The sequence below is a fragment of the Halobacillus andaensis genome (assembly GCF_014636475.1).
GTDB classification, from domain to species: domain Bacteria; phylum Bacillota; class Bacilli; order Bacillales; family Halobacillaceae; genus Halobacillus_A; species Halobacillus_A andaensis.
Genome location: NZ_BMEL01000001.1, coordinates 315313 through 330574, shown reverse-complemented (window position 1 = coordinate 330574; position 15262 = coordinate 315313). Strand labels below are relative to the sequence as shown.

Annotated in this window: 14 protein-coding genes and 2 riboswitches; of the genes, 6 read left to right on the top strand and 8 right to left on the bottom strand. The window is 39.0% G+C overall.

Going from position 1 to position 15262, the window contains the following annotated elements; translation table 11 throughout:
* Positions 1 to 283: 283 nt before the first annotated feature.
* Positions 284 to 682 carry an SA1362 family protein gene (locus IEV27_RS01715; RefSeq protein ID WP_188375723.1) on the top strand — a complete coding sequence of 133 codons (399 nt, stop codon included), beginning with the start codon at positions 284 to 286 and terminating at the stop codon, positions 680 to 682.
* A gap of 15 nt (positions 683 to 697) precedes the next feature.
* Here the strand turns inward: IEV27_RS01715 and IEV27_RS01710 are convergent, their stop codons facing one another.
* The 3 genes from IEV27_RS01710 to IEV27_RS01700 form a co-directional block, all read right to left on the bottom strand.
* On the bottom strand, positions 698 to 1591 hold the full coding sequence (locus IEV27_RS01710; RefSeq protein ID WP_245345283.1) for a patatin-like phospholipase family protein: 894 nt from the start codon (positions 1589 to 1591) through the stop codon (positions 698 to 700).
* Between the two features lie 78 nt (positions 1592 to 1669).
* Entirely contained in the window at positions 1670 to 2107 is a 438-nt protein-coding gene (gene mntR, locus IEV27_RS01705; protein WP_188375721.1) for a transcriptional regulator MntR, read from the bottom strand.
* Between the two features lie 135 nt (positions 2108 to 2242).
* Positions 2243 to 4813 carry a vitamin B12-dependent ribonucleotide reductase gene (locus tag IEV27_RS01700; protein ID WP_188376785.1) on the bottom strand — a complete coding sequence of 857 codons (2571 nt, stop codon included), beginning with the start codon at positions 4811 to 4813 and terminating at the stop codon, positions 2243 to 2245.
* Between the two features lie 418 nt (positions 4814 to 5231).
* Between IEV27_RS01700 and IEV27_RS01695 the strand changes: the two genes are divergently transcribed.
* Entirely contained in the window at positions 5232 to 5612 is a 381-nt protein-coding gene (locus IEV27_RS01695; protein WP_188375720.1) for a rhodanese-like domain-containing protein, read from the top strand.
* 33 nt (positions 5613 to 5645) lie between these two features.
* Here IEV27_RS01695 and gcvPB read toward each other — a convergent pair whose 3' ends face one another.
* The 3 genes from gcvPB to gcvT are packed head-to-tail and all read right to left on the bottom strand — an operon-like array spanning position 5646 to position 9571.
* Positions 5646 to 7109 (bottom strand): aminomethyl-transferring glycine dehydrogenase subunit GcvPB, encoded by a 1464-nt coding sequence (gene gcvPB / locus IEV27_RS01690; protein WP_188375719.1) that lies wholly within the window; start codon positions 7107 to 7109, stop codon positions 5646 to 5648.
* Positions 7102 to 8451 (bottom strand): aminomethyl-transferring glycine dehydrogenase subunit GcvPA, encoded by a 1350-nt coding sequence (gene gcvPA / locus IEV27_RS01685; protein WP_188375718.1) that lies wholly within the window; start codon positions 8449 to 8451, stop codon positions 7102 to 7104. The genes gcvPB and gcvPA overlap by 8 nt, the downstream gene beginning before the upstream one ends.
* Positions 8452 to 8470: 19 nt before the next feature.
* The gene (gcvT, locus tag IEV27_RS01680) at positions 8471 to 9571 is read right to left on the bottom strand and encodes a glycine cleavage system aminomethyltransferase GcvT (protein ID WP_188375717.1); all 1101 of its coding nucleotides are present in this window, start codon (positions 9569 to 9571) and stop codon (positions 8471 to 8473) included.
* 63 nt (positions 9572 to 9634) lie between these two features.
* Positions 9635 to 9720, bottom strand: a riboswitch (glycine riboswitch).
* A 3-nt stretch (positions 9721 to 9723) separates the two neighbouring features.
* A riboswitch (glycine riboswitch) is annotated at positions 9724 to 9814 on the bottom strand.
* A gap of 168 nt (positions 9815 to 9982) precedes the next feature.
* Between gcvT and IEV27_RS01675 the strand changes: the two genes are divergently transcribed.
* Together IEV27_RS01675 and IEV27_RS01670 are read left to right on the top strand one after the other, a co-directional pair.
* A complete protein-coding gene (locus IEV27_RS01675; protein ID WP_188375716.1) occupies positions 9983 to 11620 on the top strand; it encodes a DEAD/DEAH box helicase in 1638 nt (545 codons plus the stop codon).
* A complete protein-coding gene (locus tag IEV27_RS01670; RefSeq protein WP_188375715.1) occupies positions 11617 to 12426 on the top strand; it encodes a YqhG family protein in 810 nt (269 codons plus the stop codon). Before IEV27_RS01675 ends, IEV27_RS01670 begins: the two co-directional genes overlap by 4 nt.
* On the opposite strand, the gene IEV27_RS01665 is transcribed toward IEV27_RS01670, so the two are convergent.
* Positions 12423 to 12596: a YqzE family protein gene (locus IEV27_RS01665; RefSeq protein ID WP_188375714.1), complete on the bottom strand. Its 174-nt coding sequence runs from the start codon at positions 12594 to 12596 to the stop codon at positions 12423 to 12425. The two genes, IEV27_RS01670 and IEV27_RS01665, sit on opposite strands and share 4 nt — an antisense overlap.
* Before the next feature lie 46 nt (positions 12597 to 12642).
* Positions 12643 to 13128 (bottom strand): shikimate kinase, encoded by a 486-nt coding sequence (locus tag IEV27_RS01660; RefSeq protein WP_188375713.1) that lies wholly within the window; start codon positions 13126 to 13128, stop codon positions 12643 to 12645.
* A gap of 100 nt (positions 13129 to 13228) precedes the next feature.
* Here IEV27_RS01660 and comGA point away from each other — a divergent pair, with 100 nt between their 5' ends.
* Together comGA and comGB are read left to right on the top strand one after the other, a co-directional pair.
* The gene (gene comGA / locus IEV27_RS01655; protein ID WP_188375712.1) at positions 13229 to 14221 is read left to right on the top strand and encodes a competence type IV pilus ATPase ComGA; all 993 of its coding nucleotides are present in this window, start codon (positions 13229 to 13231) and stop codon (positions 14219 to 14221) included.
* Entirely contained in the window at positions 14196 to 15254 is a 1059-nt protein-coding gene (gene comGB, locus IEV27_RS01650; protein ID WP_188375711.1) for a competence type IV pilus assembly protein ComGB, read from the top strand. Before comGA ends, comGB begins: the two co-directional genes overlap by 26 nt.
* Positions 15255 to 15262: the final 8 nt, after the last annotated feature.

Here is a 15262-nt window from a genome sequence, read left to right as displayed (position 1 = left end):
TTCCAACTTCTCATTTTTCATCCAATTTCTTTGCATAAAAACTGTAGTGAAACTCTTCGTATTGCTGTAAAATAAAAGAATAGAAGTTCTATCCTTTCCAGTGAAATATTAGAGTTAAATTTCCTATTCTATGCATATTTAAAGCGTGCTTGGAAAGAATTTAAAGAGTTAGTTAACACGAATAATTTTATAAATGTGTAAAAAAATGATAACAACAAGGACTAAAGTGGTATACAGAAAGTAAGACCATCCTTATTGAAATTATGTAAAGGAGGAATAAACCATGACGAGGAACTGGGTAAACCCTATGATCTATACACTAATTGCCCTTGCTATATTCTACGTAGGCGTGCAGCTCTTCACTAACACATCGAGCTTTCTATCTTCTATTGTAATGATGATTGGAATCGCAGTTCTGATTTACGGAGCCATCTACTTTTTCTTTATCCGCCAGCGCATCGGTTCTGGAGGTAACAGCAATGAAATGAAAAAGTACAAACAAGCGGTTAAACAATCAAAACAAAAATACAAAGCGCCAAAGCCAGTGAAATCAACTAAAACCAATACTTCTACTACAAAATCTACTTCGCTCCAAAAGAAAAAAGCTAAACGAAAGCAGCCATCTCATTTAAGAGTGATCGAAGGAAATAAAAATAACAAAAAAGATCGTGCCTCTTTCTAACACAGGCTCGATCTTTTATTTTGACCACCTTTTTAAAAATCCCATCGCCTGTTCACGGCCTATTTCAAGTAATCTTTCTTTTTGTAAAGGGCTTAGGTAAAAATCCGTGGTTTCCACACCTTTTACAGGGATAAAAATAATGTCGCGACTTTTTGTGGTTGATATATACCGCGCATCGTGAGCTTGCTTCATCGTACTAAATAATGCCTGAAACATTTGAATAGAGTTTTTTATTTTGCGCTCAGGGAGCTGATCAGGCGGATCACTTAGCTGCATTCCAATTATGGGGCGCTTCCGTCTCCCATGCTCATTTTCAAACAACCAAATCGGAAAATTACTAAGTACGCCCCCATCGACCACCAGCGATTTTCCTTTCTTTCCATGGATTTTGACAGGCATAAAAAAATAAGGCAAACTCGCGCTGATCCTTGCTGCTTTTGCCACAGAAAACGTCCTAGGATCAATGCCGTACACCTCTTTTAAATCATCTGGAAATACAACCATTCTCCCTAAAGTAACATCAGAACAAACGACTTTCAGGCTCCCCTTGGGGAGGTCGGCAAACGTGTGAACCCCTTTCTTATGCAGCCATTTAGCTAAAAGTTGTTCTAAACGGTTTCCTTTATACAAGCCCATTCTAAAGTATAGAAATAACCATTTTGAAAAAGGGAAAATTTGATCCGAAAGAGGTTGGTCGATCAGTTTCTCGAAGGATAATTCCTCCAGAATGACATTTAAATCTTTCGCATTATAGCCAGCTGCTTTTAAAGACGCAATGATGGCCCCAGCTGAAGTTCCTGCCACTCTTTCGAAATAATAATTTTGCTCTTCTAAAACTTCTAATGCACCTATAAATGCAAGTGCCTTCACCCCTCCACCAGAAAAAACGCCGTCTATATTCACGCGCATCCCCCCACACTTATATATAGAAAGAAGTCGTCATTTATAGAACAGGAAGGCACAAAAAAAAGGCGTTATGAAACACCTTTAATTTTCTTCACTATTTTGATCTTCATTTTTTTGTTGAACATCTCTTAAATCAGATACTCGGCTTTTATTTTCTTCGAAATATTGTACAAGATCACCTATGCGATCTATGGAATCCCAGCTTAAATGATGCTCGATCCCTTCTACATCTTCGTAGATTTTATCTTTTTCTACTCCAATTATTTCCAAAAACTGTTCGAGAAGTTCATGACGATAAACGAGCCTTTTCCCAACTTTTTTCCCTTTTGGAGTAAGGATCAGCCCACGGTATTTTTCATAGTTTAAATATTGGTCACGATCCAATTTTTGAACCATTTTTGTCACAGAAGACGGGTGGACTTGCAGGTTCTCAGCAATATCAGAAACACGAGCATAACCCTTATCTTCTATTAATATGTAAATTTGTTCAATATAATCTTCCATACTTGGTGTCGGCATGTTGAACCCCCAATACAGCATATGGTCGCTAGACCTTTTCATGAAAATGATACACTAGTTTCCCTTTGATGACAAGGAATGGAGCAGTTATAAAAAGAAGACACTTGCATGAAGCAAGTGTCTATTCTTTCTATATTATAACCCACACTTTAGCTGCGCATTGCAATTTGTACACGTATTACAGCCGCCAATATCTTCTACTGTTCCTTTTCGACAAACGGGGCAGGTATCTCCAACTTCAGACCCAATCGTTACATTAGTTTTCTCAAGTTCATGTACCGTGTCCATCAGTACAAAACGAGGTTTTGTATCTTCTTCAAATTCAAACTCTGTTTGTTCCCCATCAAATGCATTTTCTTCCGCTTTCAACGTTAGTACTTGACTGTCACGACTGCCGTCTACATATACGGTTCCGCCTTTAGCTCCACCACGATAAAGTCTTTGGTACACATTTTCCACCTGTTCTACAGAATAGCCTTTTGGTGCATTTACTGTTTTAGAGATGGAACTGTCTACCCAGCGCTGAATAACACACTGCGTATCCGCGTGAGCTTCAGGACTCATCGTCATAGCAGTAATAAACCATTCAGGCAACTGATCAGGATCCTGGTCCGGGTTTCGGTCCAGGTACTCTTTTACAATATCTGCTTTCACTTCAATGAATTTACCTAAACGACCACTTCTATAATACGAGAAGGAGAAATAAGGCTCAAGACCTGTACTCACACCCACCATTGTACCTGTGCTTCCAGTAGGCGCTACTGTAAGTAAATGAGAGTTTCTTATCCCGTATTGACGGACTCCTTCTCTTATATCTTCAGGCATTGCTTGCATGTATCCAGTATTCACAAAATTTTCTCGTAATTGCTTCGTTTCTACATCGGTTTCTCCAACAAGGAAAGGAAAGCTTCCTTTCTCTTTGGCTAAGTCGATCGACGCACGATAAGCGGTAGTAGCAATCGTTTCGAAAATTTCATCAACGAGCTGATTCCCTTCTGCAGATCCATACTCGGTTTCACAATAAATAAGAAGGTCATGTAATCCCATAACTCCTAAGCCTACACGGCGTTCTCCAAGGGCCTGTTTCTTATTTTCTTCCAGGAAATAAGGAGTAGCGTCGATTACGTTATCCTGCATGCGTACGCCCGTAGCTACCGTCTTTCTTAGTTTTTCAAAATCGACTTGTTTAGCTTCCTTATCTGCAACAGCTGCAAGGTTAACTGCAGCTAAATTACAGACTGAAAATGGTGCTAATGGTTGTTCTCCACATGGGTTAGTAGCAACCACCTTTTGGCCATACGCACTAGCGTTTGTTTTCTCATTTGCATTATCGATAAAGAAGATACCTGGTTCCGCTGAATAAGTAGCGCAAATATTAATAAGCTTCCATAGCTCAGCAGCTTTGACAGTACGATACGTACGAACAGCTAGTCCTTTATCTTCCCATTCACGTACGTCTCCGCTTGCTTGCCACTCTGCATTATAAATGTCCATTTCTTCTTTTGTATAAGATTCAACATCTGGGAACCGTAAGCGATAGTCTTGATCATTTTCAACAGCTTCCATAAATTCTTTTGTAATACATACGGAAATATTAGCGCCTGTTAAGAATTCAGGATTATTCACGGTATACGTTCCGCCGGTATGAAGTTTTTCTTCTGCTTCCCGAATGCTGCTTTCTGTAAAACCACCTTGACCTGGCATCGCCTTGTAATTGACAACACTTTGGTACAAATCTCGTTCCGTTTCTGTAAGTGGAGTGAACTTTAATTTTTCTTTCGCTAAGTTTCTAATTTGCTCGTCTTCTGTATTTTCTATTAAATAACGCAAAATACGAGGGTTTTGCATTTTTGAAATAATAAATTCGACGATATCAGGATGCCAATCAGCTAACATAATCATCTGGGCACCGCGTCTTGAACCGCCTTGCTCTACTAAGTGTGTCAGCTTCGCAATATCGTCAAGCCAAGATACTGAACCTGATGACTTACCGTTTACTCCACGAGCGAGTGTGTTTCTTGGTCTAAGAGTAGAACCATTTGTTCCAACCCCGCCCCCTCGGGACATGATTTCCATTACTTGTTTTCGGTGATCAGAAATTCCTTCACGAGAATCTTGAATATATGGCATCACGTAACAGTTAAAATAAGTAACGTCTGTGTTCGATCCTGCACCATATAGAACTCGACCCGCAGGTATAAAGTTTAAATTAGAAAGCTCTCTATAAAATTCTTCAAAGCTTTGTTGTCTTTTCTCCTCATCTACTTCAACCGCTGATAAACCAGCAGCATTTCTTAGCGCAATCTGTTCATAATAAACTTCCAAAGGCTTATCTATAATATCTAGGTTGCGTATAATTAACCCTGAATCGCGTTCTTCTTCACTATCTAGCACATTAACAAAATCGGGTTCAACTTTGACAACAGCTTTGTGTTTTTCCCAATCGATTGATTGAATAAAACCGTAACCGCGTGCTGGAAACTTGGGATCGTCCTTCACCGTTAACACAACGAAATCACCTTCAGATAAAGTTAATTTCTCTGTGTCTTTGAATGCATAACGATCGAGCATGACTAGTCTCGATACACCGCTATGTGTTACATGCATATCCGGTGTAATCTCATGCACTTGGTCGAATTGCCTTATATCAGCATTTAACCGTTCTACATCGATTTTTGCATTGGCGTCACTCGTTGTGGACGTCATTTGCATACAAACCTCTCCCTTCAATCATGCTTCCTGAGGCATGTCCATAAATTACTACATTGATTATTAACCTATAAGTAACATACCACATCTATGAATTTTTAATCAATATATTGTACTCAAAATAAAAAATATTTCTATATATTGTGTTTTGAACAACATTGTAGAACTTTGTCAATTTGAAAATCGTTCAAAATATAAAGTAAGCAGAAGATATTTAGAGGAAACATCTTTTCTTATATTCAAAACCACCTTTTTTATCATTTGCATAGCTTTTGATTCAAAATACTATTTTGTAAATATAGATAAAGCTTCTCTATCATAAAATACATCATCATATAATTTCAACGGGAAAAAAACTTTGAAATAAGAAGTATTCCCCCATATAATAGATAGGGGAAGAGGGGGTAGAGAGAAAATGGAACTATGGATTTTAATTGGTGCAATCGTCTTCTTAATCGCTTTTGGTATTTTCCGATTTATGAAGGCTCGAAAAATATTAACCACTTTAACGGAAGATGAGTTTCGACAAGGTTATAGAAAAGCCCAACTTATTGATGTACGTGAACCAAAAGAATATGATGGGGGCCATATCTTAGGAGCTCGCAATATTCCATTATCTCAAATGAGAAACCGCTTAGTTGAAATTCGCAAGGACAAGCCTGTATACCTTTATTGTCAAAGTGGTGCACGCTCGACTCGTGCAGCATTAATGCTCAATAAAAAAGGTTATCAAAACCTAAACCAACTACAGGGCGGCTTTAAAAAATGGAACGGAAAAATTAAAACAAAAAACTAAAAGACGCTGCAGCTATTGCAGCGTCTTTTAATTTTATTCCTCTTTTTGATACCTCAAAATTGGTTTTCTAGCAGCGGTTGTTTCATCCATACGGCTAACGATCGTTGTATGAGGTGCTTCTTGAACCTTTTCTGGATCATTTTTCGCCTCTTCAGCGATTTGCAGCATAGCGTCAACAAAAGCATCTAAAGTTTCCTTAGATTCCGTCTCGGTTGGTTCTGCCATAATGGCTTCCTCTACATTGATTGGGAAGTAAATCGTAGGAGGATGATATCCAAAGTCTAATAAACGCTTGGCTATGTCCAGTGTACGAACTCCTAATTTCTTTTGACGCTTGCCAGATAAAACAAACTCATGCTTACAATGCTGGTCAAACGGAAGCTCGAACTCTTTTTGAAGACGGCGCATCATATAGTTCGCATTTAAAACAGCATATTCACTAACCTTTTTAAGTCCTTCTGCACCCATCGTGCGAATATACGTATAAGCACGAACGTTAATGCCGAAGTTCCCGTAGTATGGTTTTACTCGTCCAATCGATTTTGGTCGATCATAATCAAAATCGTAGCCATCTTCACGTTTTGTTAATATTGGTTTTGGCAGAAATGGTTCAAATTCCGCTGTAACTCCAACAGGTCCTGAACCCGGCCCCCCGCCGCCGTGCGGCCCAGTGAACGTTTTATGCAAGTTTAAATGTACGACGTCAAAGCCCATATCACCCGGACGTGCATAACCTAAGATCGCATTTAAATTAGCACCATCATAATAAAGTTTTCCTCCAGCTTCATGAATGATTGAGGCCATTTCTTCAATATTTTCTTCAAACAACCCTAATGTATTAGGGTTAGTCAGCATAAGCGCAGCTGTATGCTCATCTACGACGCGTCTAAGGTCCTCTAAGTCTACAAGACCTTGCTGATTCGATTTTACCGTTACCGCTTCAAAGCCTGCTACGGTAGCCGAAGCGGGGTTCGTCCCATGTGCTGAATCAGGAACAATCACTTTGGTTCGATTATAATCTCCGTTCCCTTCATGAAATGCTCGAATCATCATTAAGCCTGTCCACTCACCGTGAGCACCTGCAGCTGGCTGTAGTGTCACGGTATCCATTCCTGTTATTTCAGCTAACGTCTCTTGAAGGTCATACATAAGCTCCAGTGCGCCTTGCGCAGTTTCAACAGGCTGCAAGGGATGGATATGACTAAAACCAGTAAGTCGTGCGATATCCTCATTAACTTTTGGATTATACTTCATCGTACATGAGCCTAAAGGATAAAACCCAGAATCCACACCATGGTTCCTTGTAGATAAAGCCGTATAGTGGCGCATGATCTGCAATTCACTCACTTCTGGCAGTTCTGGTTCACTCTTTCTAATAAAAGCTTCGCCCAGTTGGTCTTCTATATTTGTTTCTGGAACGTCTAATTCAGGTAAACTAAAGCCTGTACGACTTTCTTGACTGTGTTCAAAAATTAATGGAAAGTCTTGATTAGCCACAAATATCCCCCACTTCCTTAACGAACTGATCGATCTCTTCTTTCGAACGAATTTCTGTCACCGCTACAAGCATATGTCCTTTTAACTCAGGAAAACGTCTGCTTAAATCGTAACCCCCAATAATCCCTTTATCCAACAGTTTTCGGTTTACGGTGTCTATGTCACCTTTTAAATTTACGACAATTTCATTAAAGAACGCTCCGTCAAATGCTATATCAAAACCAGTTTCCTCTAATTGTTTCTTCATATATGAGGCTTTCTGAATATTCATCCAAGACATTTTTTTCAGTCCCTGCTTCCCGAGCGAAGACATAGCCACTGATGAAGCCAAAGCATTTAACGCTTGGTTTGAACAAATATTAGATGTCGCTTTATCACGTCGAATGTGCTGTTCTCGCGCTTGTAATGTAAGCACGAATCCTCTGCGGCCTTCTTCATCTTTCGTTTGACCTACTAACCGACCTGGCACTTTACGCATCAGTTTCTTCGTTGTAGCAAAATAACCGCAGTGAGGTCCACCAAACTGGGCAGGAATTCCAAAGACTTGCGCGTCACCTACTACGATATCCGCTCCAAACTCCCCTGGAGGTGTAAGATAACCAAGTGCTAAAGGATTACTAGAGGTAATAAGCATCGTTTTCTTCTGTTGATCCACAAGTTCTCGTACGCGGTCTAAACGTTCAATTTGACCAAAGAAATTAGGATACTGTAGAACGACACTTGCCGTATTTTCGTCGAGTTCGTTTTCCAGCTGCTCTAAATCGGTGACGCCATTGTTATGATCAATCTCTACCACTTCAACCCCAGGTCCTTTTACATATGAATGTATAACCGAAAGGGATTCAGGATGAATCGCTTTTGATACTAATACTTTTTTCTTTTTCGTCTGGCCGGCAGATAGATTTACTGCTTCAGCTAAAGCCGTGCCGCCATCATACATAGAAGAATTAGCTACATCCATTCCTGTAAGTTCACAAATCATGGTTTGAAATTCGAAGATCGCCTGCAATTCGCCTTGTGAAATCTCTGGCTGATATGGTGTATATGCAGTATAAAACTCTGAACGAGAAATGACGTGATCAACAATCGATGGAATATAATGATCATAAACACCAGCACCAAGGAAACTAGTATGTGACTTAGTATCAACGTTTCGTTGAGCAAGCTGCGTTAATTCTTTAGTTAGGGCGTATTCATTTTTGGGTGGCTTAATATTCAAATCGCCGCTGTAGCGGACATTTTTAGGAATGTCCGCAAACAATTCTTCCGTCGACTCCACCCCAATAGTCGAAAGCATTTCTTTTTTGTCTTGTTCTGTCATTGGTAAGTATCGAAATTCCATTTATTTTTCCTCCAATCCATTAACGTTTATAAAAAGGGGTTGATACGACTTTCGCTTTTAACGTTTTCTTGCGAATTTGTACACTTACTTCTGTACCAAGCTCTGTATATTCAGTATTTAATAAAGCTAATCCTATATTCTTTCCTAATGTAGGAGATTGTGTGCCAGTCGTTACAAAACCAATCACCTTATCTCCATCTACTACATCATAGCCCGTCCGAGGGATTCCTTTATCGATCATTTCAATCCCGACCAGCTTACGTTTTAGACCCTCTTCCTTCTGACGGAGTAATGCTTCTTTCCCTATAAAGTCAGCTTCTTTATTAAGTTTCACGGCAAATCGAAGACCAGCTTCAAGCGGGGTAATATCAGCACTCAATTCTTGCCCATAGAGTGCTAAATTAGCTTCGAATCGTAGAGTATCTCTTGCACCTAATCCTATAGGCTGGACCCCATGTTCCTCACCGTATTCAAGGATAGCCTGCCATAATACAGGTCCTGACCCACTTGGCAAGTATACTTCAAAGCCATCTTCACCAGTATAACCAGTGCGCGATACAATAGCTTCTCCCTCTACTCCTTTAAAGCGAACGTCTTGAGCAAAGTTAAAAAACTTGATCTCTGATAGTTTTGTATCCGTTAAACTCTGCAACGCTGCCTCAGCATTAGGACCTTGCAAAGCTAACTGCACATACTCATCAGAAACGTCTGCAACATTTACCTCTTCATCTATGTGTTGCTTAAGCCAATCCACATCTTTCTCTCGATTTGCTGCATTGATAACGAGCAAATATTTATTCTCGTCTAACATATAAACGATAAGGTCATCGACAGTGCCGCCATTTTCATAGCACATAATGGTATACTGCGCTTTTCCAGGCTTCAATTTTGAAACGTCATTTGTCAGCATTTTTTGCAAAAAGGCTAAACTTTCTTCCCCTTCCACAAGCACTTCGCCCATGTGGGACACATCAAATAAACCAGCTTTTTGACGCGTAGCATGATGTTCGTCTTTTATGCTCGAAAATTGAACCGGTAAATCCCAGCCTCCGAAATCAATTGTTTTAGCACCAAGTTTTTTATATTCAGGATATAATGGTGTGCGCTTTAAATCCGTCATTCGATCACTCCTTATCTCTTATTAGCCATAAAAAAAAGAGACTCCACCGCATTAATAGGGAGTCTCTGTCCGTGCACCAGAAAGTTTCACGCAATCTTTTACGCTTGCTTCTTGGGTGGTTTACCTATTTTGATAAACTCTCTCCAGAGCTGCGTCCTACAGAGGTCTTTTTGCCTGAGAGATTCACAATCATTTGCTTGCTCCTTCGGCGCTACATTACGTAGACTCTCCCCCTGCAGTCATTCGCTTTAGTATTTAGTTAGATGGAACGGGACATACTAACCTGTAAAGCATGCGACTAACTCTCTTAATTTTCAGCTTCATTATACCATAGCGATCTCAAACGTACAGTTTAGATTTTTAAATTTCAAAAAAATCTATTAATGAACTCACTATAAGGAGGGATTGAACTTGATTAAAGTCCACCAAGACTCCGAATTTTTACCTAACCTCACCAAAAGACTGGAAGCGTCCGATTCGCTTTGTAGTTTTGAAGAATTTAAATTAGCGTGGGAAGGGTTGAAACTACAATCCATCCCGCAATTTGAAGGGGTATTAGCGTTAGAACAGCTCCCTCATGTTCAGTTCTTAGATCACCAAGTAAATGCTTGTGAAAGAGTGGTTCATGAAATGAACGGCCGAGCTATTCTTGCTGATGAGGTTGGCTTAGGAAAAACTTTAGAAGCTGGCTTAATTTTAAAAGAATATATGATTAGAGGAATGGCCAAAAAAGTACTTATTTTAACCCCTGCTTCATTAGTTAATCAGTGGACTCAGGAACTTAGCGAGAAGTTTTATATACAAGCTGCTTCTCCAAGAAAGAAACATGCAGACTGGAAAAATTGGGACGTAACTGTAACTTCAATAGATATGGCTAAGAGAGAACGTCATAAGGAAGAAATTCTCTCTATTTCTTACGACATGATTATTATTGATGAAGCACACAAGTTAAAAAATCATCAGACAAAAAACTTTCAATTTGTGAAACAACTGAAAAAAACATATTGTCTTTTATTAACAGCGACTCCGATACAAAATCATTTAAGTGACTTGTTTAACTTAGTTTCAATACTAAAACCAGGTTATCTTGGTGATTTAACAGAATTTAAGAAGAAATATAAAAATACGTCCTTAGAAGAAGAAACAACACAGCAGCACATTCATTCACTGCTTAGCAAGCTAATGATACGAAATTTAAGGAAAGATACTGGTCTAGATGCTTCAAAACGTAGAGTTAAAAATATTACGCTGCATTTCAACGAAGAAGAACAACGCTTTTATCAAGAGTTAGAAGCTCTTAAAACAGACTATCCTTCCTTTACATGGTTAACCTTAGCTAAAGAGCTTTGCTCCTCGAGAGAAGCTTGCTTTATGTCATTAAAATCCATGAATGAACAAAACCCGTCTGAGCTTAAAACCCATTTAATGGAGAGACTTGGAGAATTACCTCACCATACAAAAGCACAAAAAATGACAGAGTTAATTAAAGAATCAGGAGAAAAATTTATAGTATTCACGGAATACCGAGCTACTCAATTTTATTTACAATGGTTCTTACAGCAGCAGGGCATATCATCAGTACCTTTTAGCGGCAAATTCAATAAAAGTAAAAGAGACTGGATGAAACAGCTTTTTAAAAATAATGCACAAGTAATGATTGCCACTGAAGCAGGTGCTGAAGGTATAAACCTGCAGTTTTGTCACAATATGATTAATTACGACCTGCCGTGGAATCCAATGCGTTTAGAACAAAGAATCGGCCGAATCCACCGTTTCGGCCAAGAGAAAGATGTAAATGTCTTTAACTTCGCGATTAAAGATACCCTTGAGGACCACATCCTCTCCTTACTTTATGAAAAAATACAACTCTTCCAAAATGCAGTGGGGGACTTAGATGCCATTTTAGAAAAAATCCCGGGTGGTAGTTTTGAAAAGCACGTTCAGACGATCCTTCAAGAGTCTGAGTCTCAAGGTGAGATTGATATTAAAATGAAGAATTTAGTCAGCTATGTTGAGTATTCAGTAGAAGAAAGGAAGGAATTAGGTTGAACAACGCCAGTCATTATGACTTCACAAAATGTTTCTTTGAATTAAACGGTTGTACAATAAAAGAGAAAAACCCTAAACATATGACAATTAAGCTCACAAAAGAAATGGATGAAGCTCTTATGAATCGTCCATTTTATTGGCATTATATGAAAAAGATGAATCGAGAAGGGGAACCGTTAAGTTTATCGTTTAAAGATATCAGTCTAGGGGATGCGGAAGAGGGTATATTTTTACACGCAGGAACACCTAAATTGCAACAAATATATCAAGTAGCCCTTGAAAAGGGGTACACGACCCGTTTGTATGAGAAGGTGGATTCGCCTTCTCAAAACCTTGCCCTTCACCCGTGGTTATGTATCAATGTGAAACTCACATTTCGAGGAAAGCAGTCTAAAGATTTATTGCTGTCACTTGGTCTAAACCTTATTAATGGAGCTCTCATTCACGAGGCTATGAACAAGTTTTTAGATGTGCCATTAACTTCCAGCATATCTGATTACACTTTTCCAATGACTCCATTAATTCGTTTGGAAAGCGGATATAATCGTTTGCTTCAGCACATTGAAGACTACCTTTCTGAACTTGATACTCAATGGGCTGATCAATCACTCTCCCAACTCCATTACGAGCGAAAATTGCTAGAAAGTTTTTTTCAATCCAAGGATGTTGATCCGGAGCAATACGAAAAGGAGCTTGAACAGCTCCATATACGTTACCAGCCTCGTATTCAGTTGAGTGTAGCTAATGGTGGTTTAATCTATTTAACCAATGAGACGTCTCAGAAAATGCTAACCAACTATCATTAATTGCGTCGCTTTCTCAGCATTTTCAATGCGAATGGCAAGAGGCCAAACCAATAAGAAGTACTTTTTTTGGACACTTTTGCCTGCTTCTTTTCAATTTTCTCCTGCTTAGTCATATGCATGTGTTTCATCATTTCTTCTGTTAAAAATTGCGCATACTCACTCTTTTTCATAAGTGACCCCACCTTTATCAGAACTACTTTTATTATGTCCGGTGGGTTAGCTTTTTAGACAATTGAGAACTTCATTTATAATAACAGTCGTTTCCTTATGATCAACTTGAATCACATGGCTAGCTAGAGAACGATAAATCGGCAAGCGTTTTTCATAACGCTGTCGGTTTTCTTCTCGATTATTCGTCCATAGAGGTCGGTCTTGATCATTAGAAAGACGCTCATCAATCGTTTCAAAAGCCGCATCCAAAAAGATAACCGTACCTTTTTTTAATATTTCTTGATTTTCAGAAGCTAATATGACTCCTCCACCCGTTGAAACAATGACTGGTGCTTGCAGAGATTTTAATAAATCCGTCTCCAGCTTTCTGAAATGCGCTTCACCATATTTATTAAAAATTTGCGGAATACTCATGTCCTGTTGCTGTTCAATCGCTTCATCCATCTCTATATATGGCATATTCAACTTATCACTTAGCTCACGAGCCACCGTGGATTTACCACTGCCCATGTACCCAATTAAAAAAATCATAGGACCATCACTCCATTTTTTAAAAGATTTTTGCAGGAATTTAGCAACTTATGTCGAAGTAAGTATAGGCAAAGATATTGAAATGAGGTGATAATTCAACGTGAGTCAAATTGCTACTATGGCTAGAGATTTACTCTCCACCGCTATTCATCAATCTGCTACAGATGTCCATTTTTCACCTAACGAAGAGAATACCGACGTTTACTTTCGTATGTTCGGTCGTCGGACTTTTCACAAATCTTTACCTAATCCAACTTATCAGAAGTTACTAGCTTATTTCAAGTTTACTTCAGGGATGGACATTGGTGAAGTCACTAAGCCCCAAAATGCTTCATTAGAACATCGCGACGCCCCCTTATTGTATCATTTAAGGCTTTCCACATTACCCACTATTAAAAGTGAAAGCTTAGCTATCCGTATCCTTCCCTCTGCCGAACTCTTAAAGCTAGAACAGCTCTTCCTTTTCTCCCACCAATTAAAAACCCTAAAATCCTGGCTTACACGTCCAAGTGGAATGATTTTATTTACTGGTGCAACAGGATGCGGGAAAACGACTACTATGTATGCCTTAATTCAGACCCTTCTTCACGACCAACCGTTGCAAGCTATTACATTAGAAGACCCCATTGAAAAGAATCTAGATGACATTATCCAGGTTCAAGTAAACGAAAGAGCAGGAATCACCTATGATGCAGGATTAAAAGCTGCTCTCCGTCATGACCCAGACCTCATTATGGTAGGAGAAATTAGAGATAAGGATACTGCCCACTTTGCCATCCGAGCCGCTTTAAGTGGCCACTTAGTCGTCAGCACCATTCATGCAAAAGATGCCTATGGCACCATTCAAAGGTTGAAAGAAATGAATATAAAGACGGTTGAACTTGAACAAACGCTAATTGCTGTCGCTTGCCAACAGCTCATAAATCTAAATTTAGCTGATCCTAAACCTCGAAGAGCTGCCATCCTGGAACTGCTAGAGAAGTCAACCCTTAGGCAAGCTATTCATAATACCCCGCCTTCAGAGGATCCCTCCTTTCTTCCATTTGAAACATTAAGGAGGAAAGCTTATGCTCTCGGCTATTACAAAGATTAGACACTCGTTATCAAATAAGTCTCCTTCTCTTCCTATCAAAAAACAAATCATTTTTTTAAATCGGCTCTGCAAACTCCTGACTAAAGGATACCCTTTGCTTAAGGCTCTTAGAATGACCAGCTGGGACCACAACTTCAAGAAAATCACTGAAGATATTATCGATGAACTTAATGTAGGAAATCCTTTAGACGAAGCATTTAAAAAAGCAAATTTTTCTAAACAGGTCAGTTCATTCTTATATTTCGCAAGAATTCATAAAGACCTTCCCTCTATGTTTAGACAGTGTGCTGAGATATTACAGCTTCATCACGATTCTAAGAAAAAACTTCAAGAAGCAATGAGGTACCCCATTATTCTACTTATTTTCTTAACCATCGCTTTTACCGTAATCAAACAAACAATTCTTCCAAGCTTTAGTACATTATTCGCAAATAGTACAATCCAGCCATGGAGCCTTATCATTTTAAAAATAACTGACTTAGCTATTTCGAGTATGGGCCTCATCGTTTTATTTGTAATAGGCCTTTGCCTTGGATTCTATCTAACCAATCATAAATTAACTGCCTCTCACCGGCTACTTATGTATGAAAAAACCCCTCTCTTGCGCTCCTATAAAATGTTCACTTTATCATTTCTATTTTCCACCCACTTAAGCTCTCTTCTTAAAGCAGGACTCCCGTTAAAAGAGGCGTTAAAAGTGATCTCCCACCAAACAAAATACCTTGAATTAGCTGCTTATGGAAAAAGAATTGAAAATCTATTACAGGATGGCCAAACGTTAGCCGCTTCTGTGCATAGCTGTACATTATTTAGGCCAGAGCTTACCTCTATTTTTCATCACACCAATGACTTAGAAACACTCGAGTCTGAATTACAAATGCTATCAGAACTTCTCATTGATCAATTAAAAGAAAAAATGCTTAAGATTGTTCAATACATTCAACCCGTCTTTTTTATCGGAGTAGCATGTATCGTTGTACTCATCTATGCTTCCATTATGCTGCCCCTGTACCAATGGATGGACCAAATTTGAAGGAGTTG

What these genes read in the sequence shown, in the direction of transcription:
- IEV27_RS01660 (WP_188375713.1), bottom strand. Translation starts at nt 13,128, where the DNA reads ATGATTTTTTTAATTGGGTACATGGGCAGTGGTAAATCCACGGTGGCT.
- IEV27_RS01715 (WP_188375723.1), top strand. Translation starts at nt 284, where the DNA reads ATGACGAGGAACTGGGTAAACCCTATGATCTATACACTAATTGCCCTT.
- IEV27_RS01700 (WP_188376785.1), bottom strand. Translation starts at nt 4,813, where the DNA reads ATGACGTCCACAACGAGTGACGCCAATGCAAAAATCGATGTAGAACGG.
- IEV27_RS01665 (WP_188375714.1), bottom strand. Translation starts at nt 12,596, where the DNA reads ATGAAAAAGAGTGAGTATGCGCAATTTTTAACAGAAGAAATGATGAAA.
- gcvT (WP_188375717.1), bottom strand. Translation starts at nt 9,571, where the DNA reads ATGACGGATTTAAAGCGCACACCATTATATCCTGAATATAAAAAACTT.
- IEV27_RS01710 (WP_245345283.1), bottom strand. Translation starts at nt 1,591, where the DNA reads ATGCGCGTGAATATAGACGGCGTTTTTTCTGGTGGAGGGGTGAAGGCA.
- mntR (WP_188375721.1), bottom strand. Translation starts at nt 2,107, where the DNA reads ATGCCGACACCAAGTATGGAAGATTATATTGAACAAATTTACATATTA.
- comGB (WP_188375711.1), top strand. Translation starts at nt 14,196, where the DNA reads ATGCTCTCGGCTATTACAAAGATTAGACACTCGTTATCAAATAAGTCT.
- IEV27_RS01695 (WP_188375720.1), top strand. Translation starts at nt 5,232, where the DNA reads ATGGAACTATGGATTTTAATTGGTGCAATCGTCTTCTTAATCGCTTTT.
- gcvPA (WP_188375718.1), bottom strand. Translation starts at nt 8,451, where the DNA reads ATGGAATTTCGATACTTACCAATGACAGAACAAGACAAAAAAGAAATG.